The sequence below is a fragment of the Rhizobium laguerreae genome (assembly GCF_019778565.1).
Lineage (GTDB): Bacteria > Pseudomonadota > Alphaproteobacteria > Rhizobiales > Rhizobiaceae > Rhizobium > Rhizobium laguerreae.
This window is the reverse complement of record NZ_JAAXQT010000007.1, coordinates 261,982-285,703: the sequence shown is the minus strand read 5'-3', so window position 1 is coordinate 285,703 and position 23,722 is coordinate 261,982. Positions and strand designations below refer to the sequence as shown.

Below are 23,722 nucleotides of genomic sequence, written 5' to 3'. Positions count from 1 at the left end.
CATTCCTGTCCGGCTGCTGAACGGACGGATTTTCGAACAAACACCGTAAGAAGATCGCCACACCAGATCGCGGCCGGATCGATACCCGGCCGCGGGCGTGACAATCATTTCGGCAGCAGGCCGTTTTCCTTGAGGAATTCGACCGCCACGTCCTTGGCTTCCTCGTGATCGGTCTCGACCTTGGCATTGAGGACGCGCATTTTCTCGTTATCGAGATGGGTGCCGACCGCTTCCAGCAGTTCGGCAACTTTCGGATTGGCCTTCAGCACGTCCTGGCGGACGACGGGGGCCACGTAGTAGGGCGGAAACAGACCCTTGTCGTCTGCCAGCGGCACGAGGTTCTTCGAGCCGATCTGCCAGTCGGTCGCGGCGCCATTGGCGACGTCAATGTCCTTTTGTTCCAGCGCATCATAACGAAGGCCAAGCTTGGCAAACTGCTTGAACTCCTTGAACTCGGCGTCATAGACACGCTTTAGGCCGGGCAGGCCATCGGCGCGGTCCGGAAATTCAGCGCCGCCGCCGAAGACCAGGGTCTTGGAAACCTTGGCGAGATCCGACAGGCTTTTCAGATTGTTGGCCTGCGCCGTTTCCTGCCGGACCACGATGACGTAGCCATTGTTGATGCCGCTCGGCTTCAGCCAGGTGAGGTTGAACTGCTTGGCGTAGAAGTCCTTGACCTGCGTGTAGACCTTCTCGGCGTCGGTCGACATCTCACCCTTGACGACAGAAGCGAGCGCCGTGCCGGTATATTCCGGATAGAGATCGATCTCGCCGGCCACCAATGCCTGGTGAGCAATCAGCGTGCCGCCGAGGTTGATCTTGCGCTCGACGGTGATGCCGGCATTTTCCAAAACGGCGGCGTACATTTCGGCGAGGATGAACTGCTCGGTGAAGTTCTTGCTGCCGACCTTGATGGTCTCTGCGGATGCAGGCTGAAACATGGCGGCTGCCATGATGCCGGCTGCAGAAATGCCTTTTGTCCAATTTTTCATAGTCATTCCCTCTTGTTGACTTTTCAATGAACGAACCGACGGCATTCCCCGGAATAACCGTCGGCATGACCGGTCGGCGCCCTGCCCTTCTTGCCGGGGCAGTGGCGAACCGGCTTATTGCGGGCCGAGCCCGATCAATGCGGCAATCGTCGCAAAATCCGGCCCTTGCGCGCGATCCTCTTCAAGCGGCGGGACGTGGCTGCGGACAAAGGCATAGGCTTCCGCCGATCCCTTGCCCAATTCGTCTGAGACGCCTCTGAGCTCGACGGCCTGTACCGAAGCAATCAGTTCGATGGCGGTGAGATAGCGCAGGCGCTCGACGATCGCCTGCGCCTTTGCCAAAACGCTCGGAGCCATCGATGCCTGGTCTTCGACGCCATCGGCAACAGGAATGGGCGAAAGCGAAACAGGCGTGGCCAGATGGCGGATTTCGGCTTCCATGGCCGAGACGGTTTTTTGCACCGTCGCAAAACCCGTACGGCTCTGACCCATCGGGGTCAGGAAACGTGGCAGGTCGGACATGCCAGGCGACATGATCTTCATGATCCGATAGGCAGTGCCTGCCGCACAATGCGCCATCGCCTGCCCCAGCCTTTCCCAGGCGAGCACAAAGGCGGTCATGTCAAAATTGCCGTGTGAAAGAATGACGCCCTCGGATGCGATCACGACAGGATTGTCACTGGAACTGACGAGCTCTATGTCAGTCGCCTGCCTTGCCTCATCGATCGCATGCCTCAACGCGCCCCAGACCTGCGGTGTGCAGCGGTAGCTCAATGGATCCTGCAGACGCCTTGCTGCATCGGCGGCAAGCAAGGAGCTGCCCGAAAGAAGCTCCATCAGCCGAGCTGCGACGCGGCGCTGCCCAAAGGCCGGTCTTGCAGCCAGAGCGCGGTCGTCGAAGGCACTGACATTAGCCCGGAACGCTTCGAAATTAACGGCAATCGCCTTCAGGGACCAATCGAAGAGCCGCTCGATATCCACGAGCGTCAAGCAGGCGAGGCCGATGGAGAGGCTGTTGGCAACAACAAGCGCATGGCCGTCCTTCGGCGCGAATTCGAGAGGCTTCAGGCCGGCCCTTTCAAGGGCGATGGCGGCCGGCAGCACTTCGCCGCCAAGCTCGATCTCACCGAAGCCCAGGAGGCCCCGGCTCATATGGGCAAGCGGCGCCAAATCCGCGGCACCGATCGAGCCCAGTGACGGGACGACAGGGTGAACACCGGCATTGATGGCGGCAATCAGACCGTGGAAGACTTTCAGCGAAACGCCGGAGCCGCCCGCCGCCATGCCGGCGGCCCTGACGGCCATCATCGCCCGCACGGATTCCCGGGCAAGCGGTTCTCCGACGCCGACGGAGCGGGCTTGCGGCACCCGCATCTGGAACGCTACCAGATCTTCCGTTGCAAGTCGTGTATCGACCCCCGCCCCAAGTCCCGTCGTCAGGCCATAGACCGGCAGATCACTTTCCGTATAGCGGTCGACCACGGCGCGCGCGGCCACAATCCGAGCATCGACCTCGGCGGATACCTCGATCCTTGCGTGCCGACGGGCAATTGCCGCGATGTCCTCGATCGTCGGCGGCGCCGCACTGAGGATGATCGATGGAGAATTGGTGGCGCTCACTGTTTCTCTCCGAGAATGGCGACGGGCCTGGAGGGACCCTTGGTGGACCGTGCTTCCAGCCGATATTGCGCGCCGGGGTAATATAACAGCGCACAGGTCACGACGGCCTCGCCTGACCAGGTTCTTCGAAAGACGCGCAGGCAAGGGTGATCATTCCTGAGGCCAAGATATTTGCGTATCGTCGTATCCGGCTTGACGGCCTGGACGATATGTTCGAACGCCGTTATCGGAGCCACCTTCGTCAGATATTCGTGCGGCGTCATGCTGCGGAAGTCGTTCGACAGATAGTCGGGCGCCACCAGCGGATTGACGTAGCGCTCCTCGACCTGAATCGGCTGGTCGTTTTCCATGTGCACGATCAGCGAATGCATCACTTCAGCGCCGAGGATGAGTTCAAGCGCATCGGCGACGTTGGCATCCGCCTTCATCAAGCCGGCCTTGACGACCGCTGCCTGATGCTTGTGGCCCCGTTCCAGTATTTCGTCGGCTATGTTGCGGATTTGAAGCAGATCGACGTCGAGGTGCTTGGGTGAAACGAAGGTTCCGATCCCGGCGGATCGCTTGAGAACACCCTCGAACATCAACTCCCGCAGCGCCCGGTTCGCCGTCATGCGGCTGACGCCGAATGCCGCCACCAATTCGCTTTCAGAGGATACCCGGTCTCCCGGCTGCAGCTTGCCCTCGGCGATCTCGGCCAGGATCTGCTCCTTGATCCTGATATAATGGCGCGCCTCGCCGGCGGCAGGCTTGAGCGCTTTCGTCATGACAACCTCGCCATGCCATTGTCGAGGATGGTCGCGCCGCGAGAAACAACGAGGCCTCGGAAGCGAATCTCGGCATCGTTGCGCCATATCTGCACGGTGATCGTTTCGCCGGGAAAGATCGGCGCGCTGAAACGCGCCGCGATGGCGCTCAAGCCGCTGGCCATGCTTGGATCGATGGCAGCGACAATGGCGTAGCCAGCATAACCGAAGCTGCAGAGCCCATGCAGGATAGGTCGGTCAAAGCCGCTTTTGCGGGCTGCCTGCGGGTCGACATGCAGCGGATTGAGATCGCCGTTCAGGCGATATAGCAGTGCGGCGTTGTCAGGGATGTAGACACTGAATTCAAGGTCCGGGCCTCTGTCCGGGACTTTCGACAAGGGTTCGGGTGCAGATCCCACTGAGCCGCATCCACCGTCGCCGCGGCACGCATTGGTCTGGACGATGGTCGCGACTGGCTCATCACTGTCCACGGTTGCAATCAGCCGTTCGAAGCTGACGAACATTCCTTTTTCCACGCCGCGGTCGACCACCGACAGGACGCGCGCGCGAGAGATGAGCGGCACATCGAGCGGGACCGGCCGGTGGATCGTCAGGCGATGTTCAGAATGCACCAGACGGGCCCAGTCGACGCCTGCCTGCTGCATCCATGGGCCTGGATGCGCCACGATATTGGCAAGGGTCGGCGCGGTCGCGAGATCGCGTTCATAGACGTACTTCAATGCCGCGTCGGGCGCGTCGGTGCCGTAGCCAACTGACAGGGCGTAAAGGATGGCATCCCTTGCGGTAACCACATGTGTCGCCTGCGGCACCGGAAAGTCGAGGATGGATTGAGCCGACAGCGTCACGATGCGGCTCCCCCTGAAGTCGCGGGTTTGCGAGCGCCACCAGACAGGCGGATGCCGCCGTCAACGGAAAGCAATTCGCCGGTGACGAAGTCGGCACCCTGAACAAGCCAGACGATGGCGCCGGCAACGTCTTCCGGTGTTGCGACCCGGCCGAGCGGCGCGGTTTCCGAAAATCGCTTGGCAATGGCTCCATAGGCATCCGGCCCGAGCGTGTCGCGCATCCAGCGCGTATCGATGATGCCGGGACAAACCGCGTTCACGCGGATATCGGGACCGCAGGTGCGCGCCAAGGCCAAAGTCAGCGCATTGAGCGCGCCCTTGGAAGCCGTATAGGCAAGCGAGCTGCCGCCGCCGGTAAAGGCAACGTTGGATGAGACATTGACGATCGCGCCGCCGCCGTTGTCCCGCATCGCAGGCACCGCCGCCCGGCACATCTGATAAGCGCCGATGACGTTGACGCCGAAAACGCTCTGAAAATCTTCGGCCGACAATGTCTCCAGATCGAAAGGATCGGATTTGACCGTCATTGCGGCATTGTTCACCAGGGCGTCGAGCCGCCCCCATCGATTGACGGTAATCGCCACCATCCGGCGGCAAGCCGCGTCATCGGCAACGTCGGCCTGGACGATCTCGACCTCCGCGCCCAGGCTGCGGCAGATATCGCCGGTCTCATCGGCCTCTTTCTTGCTGCGGCTGTAGTTGATGACCACCCGGGCGCCGCCCTCGGCGAATTGCTTCACGCATGCAGCCCCGACACCCGTTGCCGAGCCCGTGACGATGATGGTGGCTCCATCGATTTTCATCGGGCAAAGTCCTTCATGACATGGGTCGAAAACAGGCGCGCATCCATCTGCTTCAGTTGGTCCGACACCGCGATGCCCTTCGGCAGGCGGTCGAGAACATGAGCGGCAAGATCGATGCCGGGGGCAAACTCCGTCAGCGTCAAGCATCCGCCGATCACCCGAAAAACCGCCCGCTCGGTGACGACGAGCTGTGATTGTCCCTCCGGCGCAAAGGCCGGGTTCGAACTGATCTGGTCGACATCCTCGACGATCTTGCAAAGGCGGCCATCCTGGATGATGTCGAGCCTGCCGTCGGCAACCGCAATTTCAGCACCGCCAGCCGAAAATGCGCCGAGATAGACGACGTGCTTGGCCGTCTGCGAGATATTGGTGAACCCGCCGACCCCGACGATGGAATTATTGAAGCGGCTGACATTGACCGCCCCATGCCGATCCACCTCTGCCATGCCGAGGAAGGCGATATCCAGGCCGCCGCCGTCGTAAAAGTCAAACTGCGATGCCTGTGGGACGATGGCGGTCGGATTGACGGCAGCGCCGAAGGACAGCTCTTCGGCCGGCACGCCGCCGATGACGCCGGATTCGATCGTCACCGTATAATCGTCGAATCCCTCTTCGCTGGCGATACGGCCGATCCCGGCGGCAATGCCGATGCCGAGGTTGATCGTCGGGCGATTCAGCGGCGCCAGTTCCAGGAAGGCGCGTCGCTGAATAATCTTATCGACCGACAGCGGCGCCGGCAGCAAGCGGCTCGCCGCCACCCGGACGCGTCCGGTATAGGCGATATTGTCGGTCTCGGCGAAACTGATGCCGTGCTGGGCCGGATCATCGCAGACGACGACATAATCGACGAGCGCCGCCGGGATACGAACATCGTTCGGCTGCAGCGAGCCGCGTTCGGCAATCCGTTTGACCTGCACGACGACAATGCCACCGGAGTTTCGCCCCGCCTGCGCCATGGCGAGCACGTCGAGGGGGAAGGCCTCGTCCTCGAGGGTGATGTTCCCATCTTCGTCGGCCGTCGTTCCGCGCAAGAGCACACAGTCGAGCGGCATCGACGGATAAAGCAGCCATTCCTTGCCGCGCAACGACACACGCTCGACAAGCGGGCGCGGCGTCGTCGCATTCATGCGACCGCCGCCATGAAGCGGATCCATGAAAGAGCCGAGCCCGATATGGGTGACCACTCCAGGCTGACCGGCGGCAATCGCTCGATAGAGTTGCGCGATGACGCCCTGCGGCCAGCAATGCGCTTCGATCTTTTCCTCGATCGCAAGTTTTCCAAGGCGCGGCGTTCCGCGCCATCCCCCGGCAATCACGCAGGCGACCAGACCTTCATAACCGAAGTGCCCCATGCCGCGCGTCTGACGATCGCCCGTGCTGGCAGCAAACAGAAGCGTCAGGTTGCGGGGTTTTCCAGAGGCGAGGAAACGCTCCTCGACGGCGGCCGTGATGGCCTCGGGATGGCAGCATCCTCCAAAACCGGAAGCAGCGACAGTCATCCCGTCTTCGAGAAGATCCGCAGCTTGTTGTGAAGAGATGACCCGCATGACGATCTATGCTTCCGCCTTACCTGTATATACAGGCTAGTCGCTGATCGTTTGGAAGGCAACCGGAATCTTTGCAAGTATTTTGGGCATATCGCCTCGATCAGACGATATTCAGCAGCCCGATCAGGCAAAGCCCGAGAGCCCCGAGCGCCAACAGCGACAGCGCTGCGGCTGAAAGCACACGGCCGCCGGTATGGGCGAAGGATCTGACATCAACGGAGAGGCCCAACGCGGCCATGGCGGTGACGGTGAAGGCGGCGGAGACAGCCGCCATTCCGGGCAACAGCGGTGCCGGGATCGCGTCGAGGGAACGAAGCGTCGCCATGGCTGCAAAACCGAGGATGAACCATGGGAGAAGATGGCGGAGATTGACTGGCGAACCGCCAGGGCGGCGGCCATGAACTGCGCCGAGCACGAGGATGACGGGTCCGAGCATCATCACGCGGATCAGTTTGACGAGCGTGCCCACCTGGGTGCTGACCACTCCGGCAGAGGCCGTGGCCGCCAAGACCTGCGGGACGGCATAGGCTGTCAGTCCTGCGAAAACGCCGTATTGCATTGCGCTGAGACCAAAGAGCAGGTGAAGAAGCGGCAGCGTCAGCACAGCGCCGATACCAAGCACTGCGGTAAAGGCTATCGAGGCCGCGATATCGTCCGGTTTGGCGCCGATCACCGGCGCTGCGGCGGCAATCGCGGAATTGCCGCAGATCGAGTTGCCGCAAGCAACCAACGTCGCCAGGCTGGCCGACAGCCCGAAGAGCCGCCCGATAACAAAGCTGCCGACCAAAGACAGAGCAACCAGAACGGCAATTCCGCCGACAAGCGGCAGTCCAGCCTGCCTGATGGCAGCCGTGCTGAGCGAGGCGCCGAGCAACACGACCGCAATCTCCAGGAGCGTCTTGGCGGCAAATTGGATGCCGGGAATGAAGGTCGGCGACAGGCAGATCGATGAGCGCACGGCAATGCCGATCAGAATGGCTAGCACGAGGCTCTCGATCCAATGCGAGCCGAAAATCATCATCTGCAGTTGTTCAACGAGAGACGCCGAGAGCGTGACTGCTGCACACAGGACGAGTCCCGGCAGGACGGCAGGAAGCGACAGGGAACGTGAGGCGGAAACGATCATCGGCTAGACCTTGCGGAAGACTGCAATCTCCCACACTCAATTGTCGACTTCCATTGAATAGTTTAGTACATTTCATTCGGTAAAATCGAACGATCGAGTCAATGACGTTTGAACAGCTTTCCATTTTCGTAGCGGTTGCCGAACGCGAGCATCTGACCAAAGCCGCCTTTGCGATCGGGCTCACGCCATCGGCCGTCAGTTCGGCTATCCGCAATCTCGAGACCTCCTATGGTGTCGAGCTTTTCCATCGCGTCGGACGCCGCATAGAGCTGACATATGAAGGACGGGTGTTTCTGGGAGAGGCTAGAGCGACGCTGGCGCGCGCAAAGGCCGCAGCGCTCGTCCTGTCCGATCTCGGCGGCTTGCAAAAGGGTGAACTGGTCGTTTTTGCAAGCCAGACGATCGCAAGCTATTGGCTACCGGCGATGCTGATGCGTTTCAAGATCCGCTATCCGGGCATTGACCTGAAGCTGATGATTGGCAACACCACCACGGCGGCAAAAGCGGTTCTCGATGGATTGGCCGAAGTCGGCTTCGTCGAAGGGAGCGTTGATGAGCCGGCGCTGCACGTTCAGCCGCTTGCCGAGGACGAACTCCTTGTCGTCGTCGGTCCGCGCCATCCCTGGGCGCGTGGCAAACCAATTGCACCGGCAGATCTGGTTTCGGGCACAAAATGGGTCATGCGGGAAAAGGGGTCCGGAACCCGATCGGCTTTCGAGGCGGCTATTTCCAATCTCGGCATAGACCCCGCAGACCTGGCTGTCGCGCTACAACTGCCGTCGAACGAGGCAGTCATATCGGCAGCAAGAGAGGGCCTCTGCGCCACAGTCGTTTCGGGAGCCGTGGCAGCACCGCTCTTGACGCAAGGTCTGCTGGTAAAGGCGCGCTTCCCTCTGCCGTCCCGCCAATTTGCGATCCTGCGGCATAAACAAAGACACTCCAGTCGTGCCTCGCTGGCGCTGGAAACCATTTGCCGCGAGGACAAAGCTGCCGAAGTCCAGAATTGGGATGATTGGGCGCTCTAGCTGATCCAAGCCGCCGACGGTCTTTGTCGTTGCTGCTCAAAGGCGCGTCAGCGGTACTCTCCCACGCCCGCGGGAACGGCTTGGCCTGCTTCATGGCATTATGGTGGTCGCCACGCACGACGTCATGACATTTTCATCATGGGCATGGCTTCATGGATGCCCACTTGCTGCCATCGGTGCTCCTTGATCAGCGAGCGGGCTTATGGATGACATGCCAGCCAAATCCTGAAACAATGCTATCACGAGGCTCGCTAGATTGCGCGTCCGAAACTTGTCACCGCATCGTCTGATGCGTCCGACGTCACCGGCGCAACAGGTTTCGCGCGAAGCCGGCTTGCGTCGCGGGCGGGCGGAAGTCCGAACAGCCGCCCGTATTCCCGGCTGAATTGGGACGCGCTTTCATAGCCGACGGCGAAAGCGACACGGGCGGCGTCGCCCGGAGTCTCGAGCAACAGGCGGCGTGCCTCGTGGAGACGGAACCGCTTCTGATACTGGATGGGCGTCATGGTCGTTGCCGCCTTGAAATGGCGGTGGAACACCGAAGCACTCATTCCCGTCATCCGCGCCAGATCTTCGACCTTGAAAGATTCCGTGAAGTTTTCGCGAATCCAGGCGAGCGCCCGCCTGACCTGAGACTGGCGGCCGTCGATCTGTGCGATCTGCCGCAGCTTCGCTCCCTGCGGTCCCCGCAATAGGCGGAACAGGATTTCCCGCTCAATCATTGGTGCCATGACGGAAATTTCGTTTGGCCTATCGAGAAGTCGCATCATCCGTAGAAACGCTTCCTCGAGCTGAGGATCGGTCGGACTCACGCCGAGGCCACACAAGAATTCCGGATCGTGAACATCAGGCATCTCAATCAGAAGGTCGGCGATGTTACGGGCGTCAAAGCTGAACCCGACGCCGAGAAATGGCTTCTGGAGGCTCGCTTCGGATATTCTGCCAAAGACAGGAACCTCGACCGAGGCCACGAAGTAGCTGCCCGCTCCATAGTGCAATACGTTCTCGCCGCAAGTGATTGCCTTGGCGCCTTGTAACACCAAGCATATGACAAGCTCCGTCATGCCTGCCGTCGGCTCAGTCGTGCGTTCTGCTCTTAGCAAACCGACGCGTGGAATGGCGGTCGTCGTACGACCGCCACGCGAGTGCCTCTCGATCAGGGACCTTAGTTCTTCGCCCACATTGTCCATGCTGTTAAATTGCACCCTCCTCCAACGCGCGCAAGTCTTTCAGCAGGATTAGGCAAGAGTTCAATAGAATTTGGCACGCGGCCGGAAAGGCGCCTGCTCATATTGGACGGGCAACCAGAATGGAGAACCACCATGTTGAAGAATGCATTGATCACCGGCGCCAACAAGAGCATCGGCTTTGAAACCGCTCGACGGCTCGGGGGAATGGGTTATCGTGTTTGGCTTGGTGCCCGCGATGCGGGGCGCGGTGAGAGTGCGGCGGAAGCTTTGCGAGCTCAGGGTCACGATGTGCGCTTCCTTGAAATTGCCGTCGAGGACGACGCAAGTGTGAAGGCAGCCGCGGATCGTGTCAGACAGGAAGACGGCAAGCTCGACGCACTGGTCAACAATGCGGGCATACCCGGAGCATTCATCGACCCGGCGGATCAGACCGTAGACGACATCCGTCAGGTCTACGAGATCAACGTGTTCGGGCCGATTCGAATTACGCAAGCTTTCCTGCCTCTGCTCAAAGCAGCGGGTTCCGCCAATGTCGTCAACGTCAGCAGCGAGCTCGGTTCGCTTGGCGCCCTGACAGACCCGGAGAGCGAATTCTATGGTGTGAACAGCCTGGGCTACAACAGCTCGAAGACGGCCCTCAACGCAGTGACCGTATCGTTTTCCAAGGCCCTCGCGTCGTTCGGCATCAGGGTCAACAGCGCGGATCCCGGATACACGAAGACCGATTTTAACGGCAATACAGGCTATCGGACGGTCGAGCAGGCGGCTGAGATCATTGTCCAGCTTGCAGTCGCGAACGACGGCCAGACGGGTGCCTTCATCAATGACAAGGGCACGCTACCTTGGTGAGCCTGACTTAATGTTTAGGGCGGGCGGCGGTGCGCCCTTTTCCTAAAGACGGCCAATTTAATCGCTGGCTCCACGACTGTACGGCACGGCGCCCCGATCAGAGAGGTAAGCTGTCGGTCAAGGTGAACGAAGACGGTCGCTCGCCATACCCCTATGACAAATTCGGGTACAGGCGCTTCAAACTGACCATTGACATCGGCAGTGTTAAGGCAGAAGCCGCACTCGGCCGCGCATGCGCGGCCGTTTTGCGAGGATGCCAAAGATGACGACCAAGACTGGCGTAGCCGATGCCGGAAACCTGATCATAACAGGCGTCGTGCTGATGCTGATTGGCGATCTGCTTTTTGCGCTGAACGATGCAATGGGCAAATGGCTGGTCGCCAGCTTTGCCGTCGGCCAGGTGCTGGTGATCCGCTCGGTCGGCGCTTTCATCGTGCTCGGACCAATGATCCTCCGGCAAGGGCCGATGGCCTTGTTTCGCGTCGAGCAGAAAGGCCTGCAGTTCATCCGTGTTTTCATGGCGACCTGCGATGTCGCCCTATTCTATGCCGCCGTCGCCTATCTGCCGCTCGCAGACGTCATGACCTTCTATATGGCCGGACCGATCTATATCGCGGCGCTTTCGCATTTCTTTCTCGGGGAGAAGATCGGCTGGCGCCGCTGGCTTGCCGTTCTGATCGGCTTTGCCGGCGTCGTCATCGCGCTGCGTCCGTCCACGGCGATGCTGTCGCTTCCATCGCTCTTTGGCCTTGCGGGCAGCTTCGCCTTTGCACTGTCGCTGGTGATGAGCCGCTATCTGCGCTCGACCAGCGACACGACGCTGGTAACATGGCAGACGATCGCCGCGCTCATCACCGGCATCGTCTTGAGCATCGGTCATTGGCAGCCGGCAACGCTCATCGATTGGTCCGGCATGCTGCTGCTCGGCATCGTCGCCACCTGCGCACATCTGCTCATCACGCGCTCGCTGAAGCTCGCACCGGCATCGCTGCTCGCGCCGCTGCAATATACGCTGCTGCTCTGGGCGATCGTCCTCGGCTACCTCTTCTTCGACGATATTCCCGATGCACAGATCATCATCGGCGCCGTAATCATCGTCGTTGCAGGGCTCTTCATCTTCCACCGGAAGAATCTGAAAGAGACGGTTCCAGCTGCCGTCCCGCCCGACGGCCATTGAAAGCTAATTCCCATGGGTTTCCGGCTCCTCCCAACCGGAGACGCTCCGGCCGCCGAAATCGGCAGACTGGCGGAATTCTCCGGCGATGATTTCCTTGAGGTCGGGACCTGTCACATAGCGTTCCATCTGCCTGGACTGATCGTCCAGACGCTTGAGCGCCTGCAACTCCTCCTCGCGTCCCAGCCTGCCCTTCTGCACCGCTGATTTCATCACGGCGATCGTCTCGTCATAGACCTTGAGCGGGACCGGAAAAGGATGGCGATCCTTGCCGCCATGGGCGATCGAGAAGCGCGCCGGGTCGGAAAAGCGGCAGGGGGCGCCGTGAACGACTTCCGCCACCATGGCCAACGCCTTCACTGTGCGGGCGCCGACGCCTGGAACGAGCAGCAGCTCTTCGAAATCCGCCGGCCCGCGGTCGGCCGCGGCAGCCAGATTTCCATGCAGGCGCCGCATGTTGACGTCGCTCTCGCGGACATCATGATGGGCAGGCATGATCAGGTGCGGCAGCATCGGCTGTTCGGCAGGTTCGGGCGCCGGCTCTTCGGCACGCAGCAAGGCAGCGGCTTCGCGGATGATCCGGTCGGGCCCGAGGGTCGCGAGCAGATCAAGCTGACCACGCCGCGAGCGTTCGGCGCGCCGGTCGGCGAGGTTGACGATCTCGCCCTGGTTCCGTCCCTCGATGGCCGCATGCGGCGAATCCACGAAGCTCTCCAGCCCTTCGGACAGCCAGTGATAGCGCCGGGCCTGCCGCCTGTCGCCGTTCATGCCTTGCTGCACGACCACCCAATGGCCGTCATCGGCGACAATGAACCCGTGCAGATAAAGATCGAACCCATCCTGAAGGGCGGCGCTGTCGACCTTGGCGATGAGACGGCTCGTGGTCGCGAGCCCCTCGCCGTCGAGACCGACACGCTCGCCGATCGAGACGAGCTCCTGCGGGGTCTTGCGCGAATGCGCGCCGCGGCCGCCGCAGATATGCAGGCCGAGTTCGCCGGCCCGCGGCTTCAGCCCGCGCTTCAACGCGCCGAGAACGCTGGTGGTGATACCGGAGGAATGCCAATCCATGCCCATGACCGCGCCGAAGGACTGGAACCAGAATGGATGGGCGAGCCTGCGCAGGAATTCGTCGCGGCCATAATGATGGACGATCGCCTCGGTGATCAGCGTCCCGAGCCGCGTCATTCGGTCGCCGAGCCAATGCGGCACGCGTCCCCCGTGAAGAGGAAGATCGGCGCTGCCTGCTCGTTGTGACATTTTGCTGTGTCAATCCTGTGTGTCGGGCCGCCCATTGCGGCAGCCGCGTCTGCAATCGGGAACCCGGTTAAATTCCACGCGTTTGGTCTCAGTCGAGAGGCTGAGGCAAACATGACCGCATTTGAAACCATGTCCGATCAATCCTACCTGACCCGAACAAAAGCGCAACATCCGGGCGGCGAAAAACAGGAAAGCATGGCATGGCTCCTGCAAGGACATGCGGAAAGGGCCGCCTTCCTGATCAATGGTAACCGCTATTTCTCGGAAGTGGCGCGTGCGTTGCGGCAGGCGCGACGCACTGTGTGGATCATAGGGTGGGATTTCCATCCCGACATTCGGATCGCACCCGAAAAATCCGACGAAACCTTGGCTGACCTGCTGCATTCCGCAGTGGCGACGAATCCCGACCTCGAAATACGCATTCTCATTTGGGCGCTCGGGCCGATCTATTCGGACAAATCAATCCAGTTGCTTCGTAAGAAGGATTTTCCAAAAAATGCCAGGATTGATCTGCGCTTCGACTTTCCAGGCACCGTGCGCGGCTGCCATCATCAGAAGCTCGTCTGCATTGATGATGCTGTCGCCTTCATCGGCGGCATCGATTTGACGTCGCGGCGATGGGACACGAGGCGTCATCGCGTCATGGACAGGTGGCGGCGCGACCCCGGTGGCGAGCCCTACGATCCTCTGCATGACGTTCAGGCGATGCTCACTGGCGATGCCGCCCGGATGATCGGCGACGTCGCCAGGCGGCGCTGGGAAGACGCCACAGGCGAAAGCCACCTGCCGTTGACCGAAAGCGTTCCCTTCACCTGGCCCGCCAATCTCGCCGTTTCCATGCAGGAGATCCCAGTCACCTTGGCGCTGACGGAGCCGTCAACCGCTTTTCGCACCGGTATCAGCGACGGCATCGCCATGACATTGGACGTCATCGCCCGGGCGCGACGGCAGCTCTACATCGAGGCACAGTATCTCGCCTCCTTCCGCGTCGCCGACGCCATCGCCGCGCGGCTGCAGGAGGAGGACGGGCCCGAAGTCATCATCATCTGCACGCGGAGCTCTCACGGGTTGATCGAAAAGATCGTCATGGGCGGCAATCGCGACCGCGTCATCCGCCGCCTCAAACGCGCCGATCGCGCAGCCCGCCTGCGCGTCTACTATCCCGTCGTGCCCGGGCCAGTGCCGAAAAAGGACAAAGAGGCGGAGGTGCTCATCCACTCCAAGCTAATGATTGCCGATGATGAGCTGATCCGCATCGGCTCCTCCAATCTCAACAATCGCTCGGAAGGGCTGGATTGCGAATGCGACATGCTGTTCGAGGCCGGTAACGGCGAGCACCGCCGCGCGATCGCTGATCTGCGCAACCGGCTTCTGGCGGAATATCTCGGAACCACCCCGGAAAGGTTTGCCGCAGCCTTCATGCGAAGCGGCTCGGTGATCGAGGCGATCGACACGCTCAACAACGGGCCGCGGGGGTTGCGGGAATTCGCCGTCGAGCTGTCGGGCAGCATCTCACCGATTCCGGGCACCGGCCTCTTCGATCCGGCTCGGCCTTTCGCACCCCTAGACCGACTGGGCCTCGGCGCGCTGGTCCGCCTCCTCATCCGCCCCGCGTGATTTCCGCCGAAAGATCACCTCGCTGATAACGAGAAGCGTCGTGCCGAGCGCCAGCGGAATGAAGAAATAGGCGCAGCGGAATGCAATCAGCGCGCCGATCGAGGCCTCCTTCGGCACGACATAAGAAACGGTGGCCTCGAGCACGCCGAGACCGCCCGGAACATGCGTTGCAAGGATTGCCGAATTGGCAAGCACGTAAGCCGTTACCGACCTGAAGAAGGCCACATCGCCGAAGGTGGAAAGCATCTGGTGCAGACAGGCGGAGACGAACATGAAGTTGATCGTCCCAATTCCGACCTGCGCAACCGAGATCGAAAACCGCGGCAGCTGAAACGACCAGCGCCACAGCCTTAAGGTGCCGCGAATGAAAAACGCCAGGCCGGTATAGACGACCGGCACGACCAGTGCCAGGGAACCGAAAATACGGACGCTTGCAGGGTCGATGCGCAACAGGCGCCCGGCATCGCCAGGATTGATGATCATGGCAAGGCCGCCGAGCGTGATGAGCCCGAGCCCCACGGTGACACCGCAAAACAGGATGACTTTCGCCACGTCTTCCGCCGTCAGCCCCCAGCGCGAATAGTACCGATAGCGGAAGGCGCCGCTGCTTAACCCGGCAAACCCGATATTGTGGCCGAGCGAAAGGCTGACGAAAGAGGCGAGCAGGATGTTCCTGTAGGGCAAGGATTTGCCGAGCGAGCGGATCGCCAGGAGGTCGAAGCAACTGAGGCAGAGATAAGATGCCGCCGTAAACAGAAGTGCTGTGCAGAAGGTCGAGAATGGAATACTGCGAACCGATTGGACGATCTCATCCAGGCTGTACCGTTGAAAGATGCGATAGAGAAGGAAGACCGCAAGACACAGGGCGGCAACCAGCAGTCCATTCCAGATTATGCTTTTCCAGCTCATCGATTATCCATTCCGAAGCGCGATACGAGGATTGAAAGAGCTGAAGCGTCATTTGTGCGTCCGAAGATGCACGGCGCTCCAGGCTAGATTATCCGGAACGATCAAACGAGTTCTGTGTTCCCCCGAAGGACAAGTTCTATGTCCTGGGGGAACGAGCTTTCAGCGGGTCTATGCCGGATAAATCAATCAAACTCCTGACCTATAATGTGCACAGTTGTATCGGCGGCGACCGGAAGCTCGATCCCGGCCGCATCGCTTCTGTCATCGCCGAGGCTGAGGCTGATATCGTCGCTCTTCAGGAGGTCGACGTTCTCAGGCGCAGGACCGGCGGCGTCGACCAGGCCCATGCGATCGCCTCGCTTTTGAAGATGCAGGCTCATTTCCATCCGGCGCTGTCGATTGCCGAGGAGCAGTATGGCGATGCCATCATCACCTCGCTGCCGACAGGCGCGGTCAAGGCCGGACCATTGCCATCCATCGGGGAACAGCGCGGTGCCATTTCCGTCGAAATAATGGTCGGCGACAGAAAACTGCTGGTCGTCAACACCCATCTCGGCCTTCGTGGCCGCGAGCGCATCCGGCAGATGACGACGTTGCTGAATCCCGGCTGGCTGCACGGGACGGCGGATGAGCCTCTTCCGACCATCCTCTGCGGCGATTTCAATGCAATCCCGTCATCGGCGACTTACCGACTTGCCGCACGGTCATTGAAAGATGCCCAGGTCGCAGGCGGCGCCGCGCCGAGAGCGACCTTTCCGTCGCGCTACCCGCTGATGCGCCTCGACCACATCTTCGTCACTGACGATCTCATCGTCAAACAGGCGGCGGTCCTGGAAAACCGCCTCACAAGGATCGCCTCGGACCACCTGCCTCTGCTCGCGGAAATCGGCTTCGCCTGAACAGTCATCGAAGCCGACGACTTTCATCGGGCGAGCTTCCGGTTCATTGCCGCCGCCACCAACGGTAGCGCCGTCGTCGCCACGGCTCCCAAAGGCAAACGCATGATGCCCCTCGTGACGACGAAGGCCGCCGCCATTGCGCCTGCCAGCTTGAGCCAAGGCTGATTGCCGAGCTGCGCATGGGCGCTCGCATCGGCCCATCGGACGTTCTCCGTCACGACGGTCGCGGCCTGATGTTGGATCACGTGAAGGCGAGCGCGGAGGTTTTCGAGTTCTTCTCTCAGTTCTTGCAGACGGCCTTCCAGGACATGACCCTCGTAGATCGGGAGGGGCTCCTCGACGGTGTCTCCAACGGAAGCATAACCACCGCCGAGCGTCGCAATATATGCCCGATATTCGGCCTCGCTGGCGAAACCCTCAGGTCTGATAAGATCAGGGTTGATGCTCGCCTCTTCGAAGGAGGCCGGCGCGGTTTCCACGCCGTCGCGCATATCCTTGTTTGTGCCGGTGTCCCCAAGTTCGTCCTTGAACATGATGCGTCTCCAGTTGTTCCTGGCGATAGAACGCTCGACGGCTCAGAAGGATGCATCGGCCTCCGCTGCTGCCTTCATCTTCTCGACGCGCTGAAACGCTCCGGCCGAAAGTCCGCCAACAGCGGATGGCGGCGTCCGTTGACGATCTCGTCCGCCAGCAGTTCGCCGGCAATCAGGCCGAGGGTGGCGCCGCTATGGCTGAAGGCGACGAAATAACCCGAGATCGATGGCAGTTCGCCGAAGACGGGCTCGCCGTCGCCCGGGATGGGCTTCGGGCCGACCCCATAATCTTCGACCTCCAGCACCGGATTGCCTTCGAGAACGTTTGAAGCCTCGCGCAGCAATCCTTCCAGCGTCGATTGCCTGACATCATAACTGCCGTCGGGCTTCACGCTCACCTCTTCCTCGGACCAGGCGGAATCGACCGCGAAGCTGCCGTTGGGCGTCGGCCGGATGGCGACGCGAGGAGTGTTGAGCACAGCCTTCAGCGGATGGCGGATCGGCTTGGTCCGGACGAGAAGGGCGACAGGCGTTGCATCGCCAATATGCTGACCGGCCTCGGCCACGATTGCCGGTACCTCGCCGCCGGCAGCAAGCAGCACGGCATCTGCATCCCGGCGCATGCCGCCTGCTGTGATAACGCCACGGGCACGCCCGCTTTCGACATCGACCGTCGCGCGACCCGCGTCCGTGATGATCTCGCCGCCCAGCGTGCGGAATTCCTGCGCGAGCACGCCGATCAAGGACGGAAGATCGACCCAGCCCTCCCCGGGATTGAAGATCGCGCCTTGGCGCGTCACAGTACTGGCATCGACACCCGGCGTCACCCCGGCAATATTTTGCGGGGCGAGCCATTGCGCGTGATAGCCGAGATCGCGCTCATAGTCGAAGATTTCGGCAATCTCGTTGCCGGCATCGTCCGCATCCCAGGTCAGGCCGCCGTCGAAGCGCAGCCACGGCGCGTCGGAGTTCCGGACGGCCAGCGTGCGGTAGCGATCTATGCCGGCCAACCGCAGCCGGTGATAGGCATCGGTGCGTTTGCGCGCCGAGTTGAGCCAGGCGAGCGAACGGCCGGAGGCACCGTTGGCAAGCGGGCCGTCATTGATGAGCACGGTACGGACCCCGAGCCGTGCCAGATGCACAGCGGTTGAGACGCCAAAGATGCCGCCGCCGATGACGACGACGTTCGAAGGTTTGGAGGAAGCATTCATGTCGATAACCTTGTTGTCTGCTCTTGCTGGATCGGTTGAAATCCGGCACGCCCGGCGTGAGGACGACCGGGGCGCCATTCGTTGCCTCAGGCGCTTCAGAGAACTTCGGCAAGGAAGCGCTTCAGCCGCTCGCTTCGGGGATTGTCGAAGATCTGCTGCGGGCAGCCCGCCTCGACGATGCGGCCCTCATCCATGAAGACGACCTGATCGGCCACCCTGCGCGCAAATCCCATCTCATGCGTCACCACGGCCATCGTCATGCCCTGGCGGCCGAGGGCGGCCATCAGGTCGAGCACGCCCTTCACCAGTTCGGGATCGAGCGCACTCGTCACTTCGTCGAACAGCATGACCTCCGGATCCATGGCCAGCGCGCGGGCGATGGCGACGCGCTGCTGCTGCCCACCAGACAGACCTGCGGGCCGATGATCCCGACGCTCTGCGAGACCGACATCGGCCAGACGCACCTCTGCGATGCGCCGCGCCTCCTGCCTCGGCATCTTCTTGATCTTGGTCAGCGAAAGCATGACGTTCTCGAGTGCCGTGTGGTCGGGAAACAGGTTGAAGTGCTGGAACACCATGCCCACACGCCGGCGCAGCCTCTCCGGCTTCATCGCCAGGATGCTCTCGCCGTCGAGCAGGATGTCGCCGCCCTTGGGCTCGACAAGCCTGTTCATGCAGCGCAGCAGCGTCGATTTACCCGAGCCGGAAGGGCCGATAATGCAGGTGACGGTACCGGCGGCGATGTCGAGATCGACACCCTTCAGCACGTCGAGATCGCCATAGGCCATGGTGAGGTCGCGGATGTTCAGCGCGCCGCCTTTGAAGCGCGGCGTACTTTCCTCGACCGTGCCCGTGGGATGGGGGCCGGCAGCGGCCTGCAACTCGCTCACCTCGACCAGTCCGCTCGCAGCACCCGAACCGCGGCCTTGTTTTCCGAGCCGCAGTCTCGCATCGATATAGTTGACGAAGTGGGTCAGCGGCACGGTGATGACGAGATAGAAGACGCCCGCCAGCAGCAGCGGTGACAGATTGCCGGTGACGACGGCCTGATCCTGGCCGACCCGGAAGATCTCCCGCTCGGAAGCGAGCAATCCGAGGAAATAGACAAGGCTGGAATCCTTGACGTTTCCGATGAATTGATTGACCAGCGCCGGCAGAACCCGCCTGATGCCTTGTGGGATGACGATCAGGCGCATGCCCTGCCCATGGCTCATGCTGAGCGCCCGGCAGGCCTCCATCTGACCGCGCTCGACGCTTTGAATGCCGGACCGGAAGATTTCGCCCATATAGGCTCCGGCAATCAGACTGAGCGCCAGGATGCCGAGCGGAAATGGCGACGGACCGAAGATCTCGCGCCCGATCCGGGCAAAACCCTGGCCGATGATCAGAATCGTGACGATCGCCGGCAGCCCACGGAAGATATCGGTGTAGATGCGCGCCGGCAGCCGCAGCCAGCGGGATTGCGAGATGCCCATCACCGCGAGCGCCATACCGATGATGACGCCGAGCACGGTCGAGGCGGCGGCGAGGATCAGCGTGTTTTTCAGGCCGACGCTGATCATGCTCGGCAGAACTTCCGCCATGGCGTCCCAGTCGAGGAAGCTGCGGCGCAGATTTTCAAGCCAGTTCATTCCGATCCCCATGAATTTTGGCCAGGCAGACACCGCCGTCCGGCTGCCGAGCAGCAATGCCTTGGTAAGCCGCCCGCCATGAGCAGGCGGCTTACGGCGTCACTTCTTGGGAAGATACTGTTCCGGCATCGGTGAGCCGGGGAACCACTTTTCGTAAAGGGTCTTCCAGGTGCCATCCTGCATAGCGTCGTGAAGCGCGCCGTTCAGCGCCGTGCGGAAGGCATCATTTCCTTTTCGGATGACGAAGCCAGCAGGCGCATCAAAGGACGGTATATTCACGGCAACCTTCAGCGCGGGATAGCGCTCGCCATATTGCTTGGCGGCCTCGTAGTCGAGAAAATGCGCGTCGACCGTTCCGTTGTTGAGGGCGGCCACGGCGGAATTGTTGTCGGGAAATTTCACCAGATCGGTTCCCCCGAAATTCTTGGCTGCATAGACCTCCTGCAAGGTCCCCTGCACGACGCCGAGACGCTTACCCTTGAGGCCATCGGCATCCTTGATACCGGCGTCCGGGGTCAGGACGGAGAGATAACCGGCAAGATAGCCGTCGGAAAAGTCGATGGTCTTCTTGCGGGCCTCAGTGGTTCCGATCGCAGCAACGGCAACGTCGAACCTTTCGTTTGCCACCGACGGCAGGAGTGCTGAAAATTCCTGGCCCGTGAACGTCACCTTTTCTTTTTGAAAGCCGAGGCGGGAGACGACATTGAGAAACAGCTCGATATCGAAACCTGTGAACTGGCCGTCCGCCGTCGCAAACGTATAGGGCTTGGAATCGCCCATCGTGCCGACGCTGATAGTTCCGGGCTCGATCAGGTTATAGGGATTGTCGGCTGCGGCCGCAGAGCCTGCCGCCATCGCCAGAAGGCATGTCAAGAGGCCGGCCCGCACCGGGGCCATAATGGTCGGAAGTGAGTTGAAAAGCTTCATCGTCGTTCTCCGCTCTGAAGGGAATGCTCTTGTCGGCACTGTATGGTCACCCTGCCTTTGTATTCCTGGCTGGGAGTGTTGAATAAGATACCGGTCTCCAGCAAAAAGAGACCGGTCTCACAACATATTTGATACTCGTCAATTGACCGGCCGTCAACAACTCTTGTAGTCCTCGGTCCATGGAAGATTCCGCTCATCCGAAACGTGCAGTCACGGTCGCCGACGTCGCGAAGGCCGCAAAGGTCTCGAAGGCGACGGCCGCCCGCGTGCTCGGCGGCTACGGCGTGGTCAGTGCCAAGATCACAGATCAGGTCATTGCGGCGGCGGCCGCCCTCGAATACCGCCCGAACGAACTCGCCCGAAGCATGAGCACCGGAAGATCCGGCATCATCGGGGTCGTGGTCGGCGATATCGAAAACGCTTTCTTCAGCCTGGCTGTGCGCGGCATCAGCGATGCGGCCCGTCTTGCGGGCTTCAACGTCATCATCGCGAATTCGGGTGAAGAGTTCGATGCGGAAAAATCAGCCGTCGACCTCCTTATCGGCAAACGCGTCGATGGCCTGATCGTCACGCCGGCCCGCTGCGACAGTATCGATCATCTCCAGCACGTCCGCCGTGCCGGGGTTCCGCTCGTCCTGTTCGACCGGGCCATCCCTGAACTCGATGTCGACGCCGTGACCGGCGACGACCGGGATGCGGCCATCACCGCGACCCGGCACCTGATGGAGCAAGGACATCGCCGCCTCGCCTACGTCTCTGCCATGGATGCCGAGGGCGGCGGGTTCACCGATATCGGGCGAATCTCGAATTCCGCCGTGCGCGAACGCGTCGAAGGTTTTGTCAGCGTCCTGACAGAGGCGGGTTTGCCGAACCCTCTTCATTATATCAGGCTCGGCGCCACGGACCAGCAACAGACGGACGGCGTGATCAAACGCCTGCTCTCCGACAGTGCTCCGCCGACGGCACTGCTGGCTTCAGACAGCCTCGTGGGCTTGCGGATCTTCAAATCGCTGCAATCGCTCGGCCTGTCGATCCCCAAGGACGTCTCGATGATTTCGTTTCTCGACGCCGACTGGACCAGCGTCACCGTTCCGCCGATCACCATCGTCGACCAGCGCGTCTACGAGATGGGCAAGCTCGCCGGCGAGCGGCTCATCGCCCGTATCGAACGCACCCCTCTTGCCGTCGAACGCCTGCGCGTCAGCACGAGCCTCGTCTTGCGCGGCTCCGTCGCGACGATCGGCCGGTGAGATCCAGGCTAATCGTAGAGCTCGCCATGACCAATCTGCTCCCTGGCGGGTGCATCGCTGATTGAGGGGTCGTCGGCCGGATCGGGATCTCTCTTGTTGGCATCGCTCAGAAACTGCGCGGCCTTAAGCAGTGCCGCGGTGATTTCTTCGGTGCCCCATCCCGCTTCATTGGCAGCTGCGATCACCCGTTCCAAAGCGTCGCGTGCGGCAGCGGTCGCCTCTTCGAAGCGCTGCGCGGGGAATTCGGTCTTCGGTGGTGGAAAGGTCATCGGCGTTCCCTCCATGTGTCTGGCAGTTAGAGGTGAACGCAGACCGCGGGAAATGGATGCACGACTATGGTGATTTAACCCGCGGAAGCTGGTTCGTATCCAACCGAAAAGGGTCGATGATGTCTTTCCCGCGTCAGATGACGGTCTGCAATAGAAACGGAGAGCGCTCCACTGGACGCTGGGCAAGAATCCTCAGCATTGCGGGGCCCTGGATGCCACTAGTGGTACGCGAACGACCGTCGTGATAGACCACGGTCATGACCTGGTTGAGAATATCGTACCTGATCTGTGCGATCGTTCGGGTGTGAACCGGAAAAATGAATTCGTCGGGGCCAATTTCCGGCCCGGTGGTTTTCAAGGTCATCGCGATGCCTCAGCAACAATAGAAATTTCGGCCCGACCGATGGCTGAGCCCAACGGCGCCTATCAAGCACATATTGCTGCGACGGTCGCGTGACATCGGCGTGACACGCAGAATCGAGATATTCAAATCCAGGCCGCGGGTCTCGTAGCCGTCGGTCGGAAGGCTGGCGATTAGCCGTCAGTGCAACGTTCTGCAGATTGCGTGCACGTGGGCACCTTTTAGCGAATATTCGACGGAGCGGACAAGCGAGCGGACGGCCTCGTCCACGTTGAAAACAACGTCTCCGAGTCGCTCAATCTCATAGTCGAGTTCGTACACTTCTACCTCGTCAAACTCTTCACTCTGCAGCATCCGCCGCATTGCCTCAATCAGACGCTCCGTCTGCCCAACGATATCAAGTGCACTTCTCACGATAATATCGAACATGTAATCCCTCGCTGATGATGGAGCGTCGGGCATATTGATGATTCTCGCAATCCTGAAATCTTGTTAGAGCCGGTCGCGGACCGAGTCATAGAGGTCGCGCAATTCGTCCAGTGCAGACCGATAAAGATAGCGCCGCGGCGGCTCCGCACGACGTCCGGCGAGGATAAGCGCAAACGCGCCGCATACAGCCGCCACCGCGACCAATGTCGAGACTGGATGACGCTTCACCGCCGCCTGCGTCTGGCGCATTGCGTCGTCGGCATTCCCCTTGGCCGATCGGGCGGCGGTTGCCACTCGCTGCTGGAGCGCGTCGATTTGTTTTCGCAACGCGCTCAGGTCTTCGTGCAGATCGGACGCTGCCTGCCGTGGAACGCCGACGGAGGCGGTATTTGTATCAATGATGGCCTTCGGCACCGGCTCGCCAATTTTGGCTCCCGTGGTGTCGAGTGTTTTCGTTTCTGCGCTCTTGCGGGGCGGCATGATCATTCTCCTTC

At 61.1% G+C, this 23,722-nt stretch carries 24 protein-coding genes and 1 pseudogene; 7 read left to right on the top strand and 18 right to left on the bottom strand.

The window, feature by feature from the left end; translation table 11 throughout:
- Nucleotides 1–104 precede the first annotated feature (104 nt).
- The 7 genes from HFO71_RS22275 to HFO71_RS22245 all read right to left on the bottom strand — a co-directional run bounded on the left by HFO71_RS22275 (nt 105) and on the right by HFO71_RS22245 (nt 7,697).
- Nucleotides 105–992 carry a glycine betaine ABC transporter substrate-binding protein gene (locus HFO71_RS22275; RefSeq protein ID WP_168285873.1) on the bottom strand — a complete coding sequence of 296 codons (888 nt, stop codon included), beginning with the start codon at nt 990–992 and terminating at the stop codon, nt 105–107.
- A gap of 114 nt (nt 993–1,106) precedes the next feature.
- Nucleotides 1,107–2,612 (bottom strand): HAL/PAL/TAL family ammonia-lyase, encoded by a 1,506-nt coding sequence (locus HFO71_RS22270; protein ID WP_077976930.1) that lies wholly within the window; start codon nt 2,610–2,612, stop codon nt 1,107–1,109.
- Nucleotides 2,609–3,376, bottom strand: a complete 768-nt coding sequence (gene hutC / locus HFO71_RS22265) for a histidine utilization repressor (protein ID WP_077976929.1) — start codon at nt 3,374–3,376, stop codon at nt 2,609–2,611. Before hutC ends, HFO71_RS22270 begins: the two co-directional genes overlap by 4 nt.
- Nucleotides 3,373–4,221 (bottom strand): MaoC family dehydratase, encoded by an 849-nt coding sequence (locus HFO71_RS22260; RefSeq protein WP_077976928.1) that lies wholly within the window; start codon nt 4,219–4,221, stop codon nt 3,373–3,375. Before HFO71_RS22260 ends, hutC begins: the two co-directional genes overlap by 4 nt.
- The gene (locus HFO71_RS22255; RefSeq protein WP_077976927.1) at nt 4,218–5,024 is read right to left on the bottom strand and encodes an SDR family NAD(P)-dependent oxidoreductase; all 807 of its coding nucleotides are present in this window, start codon (nt 5,022–5,024) and stop codon (nt 4,218–4,220) included. The genes HFO71_RS22260 and HFO71_RS22255 overlap by 4 nt, the downstream gene beginning before the upstream one ends.
- Nucleotides 5,021–6,571, bottom strand: a complete 1,551-nt coding sequence (locus tag HFO71_RS22250; RefSeq protein ID WP_077976926.1) for an acyl CoA:acetate/3-ketoacid CoA transferase — start codon at nt 6,569–6,571, stop codon at nt 5,021–5,023. The genes HFO71_RS22255 and HFO71_RS22250 overlap by 4 nt, the downstream gene beginning before the upstream one ends.
- 100 nt (nt 6,572–6,671) lie before the next feature.
- Nucleotides 6,672–7,697 carry a YeiH family protein gene (locus HFO71_RS22245; RefSeq protein ID WP_168285874.1) on the bottom strand — a complete coding sequence of 342 codons (1,026 nt, stop codon included), beginning with the start codon at nt 7,695–7,697 and terminating at the stop codon, nt 6,672–6,674.
- Nucleotides 7,698–7,798: 101 nt separating this feature from the next.
- Between HFO71_RS22245 and HFO71_RS22240 the strand changes: the two genes are divergently transcribed.
- Together HFO71_RS22240 and HFO71_RS36465 are read left to right on the top strand one after the other, a co-directional pair.
- On the top strand, nt 7,799–8,722 hold the full coding sequence (locus HFO71_RS22240) for a LysR family transcriptional regulator (RefSeq protein WP_077976924.1): 924 nt from the start codon (nt 7,799–7,801) through the stop codon (nt 8,720–8,722).
- Nucleotides 8,723–8,842: 120 nt separating this feature from the next.
- Nucleotides 8,843–8,928: pseudogene (locus tag HFO71_RS36465) on the top strand (type II toxin-antitoxin system VapC family toxin); the annotation flags it as partial.
- Nucleotides 8,929–8,973: 45 nt separating this feature from the next.
- Here HFO71_RS36465 and HFO71_RS22235 read toward each other — a convergent pair.
- Entirely contained in the window at nt 8,974–9,786 is an 813-nt protein-coding gene (locus HFO71_RS22235; RefSeq protein WP_376774217.1) for an AraC family transcriptional regulator, read from the bottom strand.
- 258 nt (nt 9,787–10,044) lie between these two features.
- On the opposite strand from HFO71_RS22235, the gene HFO71_RS22230 reads away from it, so the two are divergent.
- Both HFO71_RS22230 and HFO71_RS22225 read left to right on the top strand, forming a co-directional pair.
- The gene (locus tag HFO71_RS22230; RefSeq protein WP_077976922.1) at nt 10,045–10,761 is read left to right on the top strand and encodes an SDR family oxidoreductase; all 717 of its coding nucleotides are present in this window, start codon (nt 10,045–10,047) and stop codon (nt 10,759–10,761) included.
- 262 nt (nt 10,762–11,023) lie between these two features.
- The gene (locus HFO71_RS22225; protein ID WP_077977058.1) at nt 11,024–11,938 is read left to right on the top strand and encodes a DMT family transporter; all 915 of its coding nucleotides are present in this window, start codon (nt 11,024–11,026) and stop codon (nt 11,936–11,938) included.
- A gap of 3 nt (nt 11,939–11,941) precedes the next feature.
- Here HFO71_RS22225 and HFO71_RS22220 read toward each other — a convergent pair whose 3' ends face one another.
- On the bottom strand, nt 11,942–13,192 hold the full coding sequence (locus HFO71_RS22220; protein WP_077976921.1) for a DUF763 domain-containing protein: 1,251 nt from the start codon (nt 13,190–13,192) through the stop codon (nt 11,942–11,944).
- A gap of 111 nt (nt 13,193–13,303) precedes the next feature.
- Between HFO71_RS22220 and HFO71_RS22215 the strand changes: the two genes are divergently transcribed.
- Nucleotides 13,304–14,809: a phospholipase D-like domain-containing protein gene (locus tag HFO71_RS22215; RefSeq protein WP_077976920.1), complete on the top strand. Its 1,506-nt coding sequence runs from the start codon at nt 13,304–13,306 to the stop codon at nt 14,807–14,809.
- On the opposite strand, the gene HFO71_RS22210 is transcribed toward HFO71_RS22215, so the two are convergent.
- Entirely contained in the window at nt 14,756–15,718 is a 963-nt protein-coding gene (locus HFO71_RS22210; protein WP_077976919.1) for a lysylphosphatidylglycerol synthase domain-containing protein, read from the bottom strand. The genes HFO71_RS22215 and HFO71_RS22210 overlap by 54 nt on opposite strands.
- 170 nt (nt 15,719–15,888) lie before the next feature.
- On the opposite strand from HFO71_RS22210, the gene HFO71_RS22205 reads away from it, so the two are divergent.
- On the top strand, nt 15,889–16,617 hold the full coding sequence (locus HFO71_RS22205; RefSeq protein ID WP_077976918.1) for an endonuclease/exonuclease/phosphatase family protein: 729 nt from the start codon (nt 15,889–15,891) through the stop codon (nt 16,615–16,617).
- Between the two features lie 23 nt (nt 16,618–16,640).
- On the opposite strand, the gene HFO71_RS22200 is transcribed toward HFO71_RS22205, so the two are convergent.
- From HFO71_RS22200 to HFO71_RS22185, 4 genes are all read right to left on the bottom strand, one after another.
- Nucleotides 16,641–17,150 (bottom strand): hypothetical protein, encoded by a 510-nt coding sequence (locus tag HFO71_RS22200; RefSeq protein ID WP_131641272.1) that lies wholly within the window; start codon nt 17,148–17,150, stop codon nt 16,641–16,643.
- 74 nt (nt 17,151–17,224) lie between these two features.
- Complete coding sequence (locus tag HFO71_RS22195; RefSeq protein ID WP_077976916.1) at nt 17,225–18,361, bottom strand: NAD(P)/FAD-dependent oxidoreductase; 1,137 nt, start codon at nt 18,359–18,361, stop codon at nt 17,225–17,227.
- A gap of 95 nt (nt 18,362–18,456) precedes the next feature.
- On the bottom strand, nt 18,457–19,992 hold the full coding sequence (locus HFO71_RS36210) for an amino acid ABC transporter permease/ATP-binding protein (protein WP_077977057.1): 1,536 nt from the start codon (nt 19,990–19,992) through the stop codon (nt 18,457–18,459).
- Between the two features lie 99 nt (nt 19,993–20,091).
- The gene (locus HFO71_RS22185; RefSeq protein ID WP_077976915.1) at nt 20,092–20,919 is read right to left on the bottom strand and encodes an ABC transporter substrate-binding protein; all 828 of its coding nucleotides are present in this window, start codon (nt 20,917–20,919) and stop codon (nt 20,092–20,094) included.
- A gap of 179 nt (nt 20,920–21,098) precedes the next feature.
- On the opposite strand from HFO71_RS22185, the gene HFO71_RS22180 reads away from it, so the two are divergent.
- Nucleotides 21,099–22,169: a LacI family DNA-binding transcriptional regulator gene (locus HFO71_RS22180; protein ID WP_131641274.1), complete on the top strand. Its 1,071-nt coding sequence runs from the start codon at nt 21,099–21,101 to the stop codon at nt 22,167–22,169.
- Between the two features lie 8 nt (nt 22,170–22,177).
- On the opposite strand, the gene HFO71_RS22175 is transcribed toward HFO71_RS22180, so the two are convergent.
- The 4 genes from HFO71_RS22175 to HFO71_RS22160 form a co-directional block, all read right to left on the bottom strand.
- Nucleotides 22,178–22,438 (bottom strand): hypothetical protein, encoded by a 261-nt coding sequence (locus HFO71_RS22175; RefSeq protein ID WP_077976913.1) that lies wholly within the window; start codon nt 22,436–22,438, stop codon nt 22,178–22,180.
- Nucleotides 22,439–22,571: 133 nt separating this feature from the next.
- Entirely contained in the window at nt 22,572–22,802 is a 231-nt protein-coding gene (locus HFO71_RS22170) for a hypothetical protein (RefSeq protein ID WP_025397207.1), read from the bottom strand.
- Between the two features lie 177 nt (nt 22,803–22,979).
- Nucleotides 22,980–23,228, bottom strand: coding sequence for a hypothetical protein (locus HFO71_RS22165; RefSeq protein ID WP_077976912.1), 249 nt, complete (start codon nt 23,226–23,228; stop codon nt 22,980–22,982).
- 63 nt (nt 23,229–23,291) lie between these two features.
- A complete protein-coding gene (locus tag HFO71_RS22160) occupies nt 23,292–23,708 on the bottom strand; it encodes a hypothetical protein (RefSeq protein ID WP_077977056.1) in 417 nt (138 codons plus the stop codon).
- Nucleotides 23,709–23,722 lie beyond the last annotated feature (14 nt).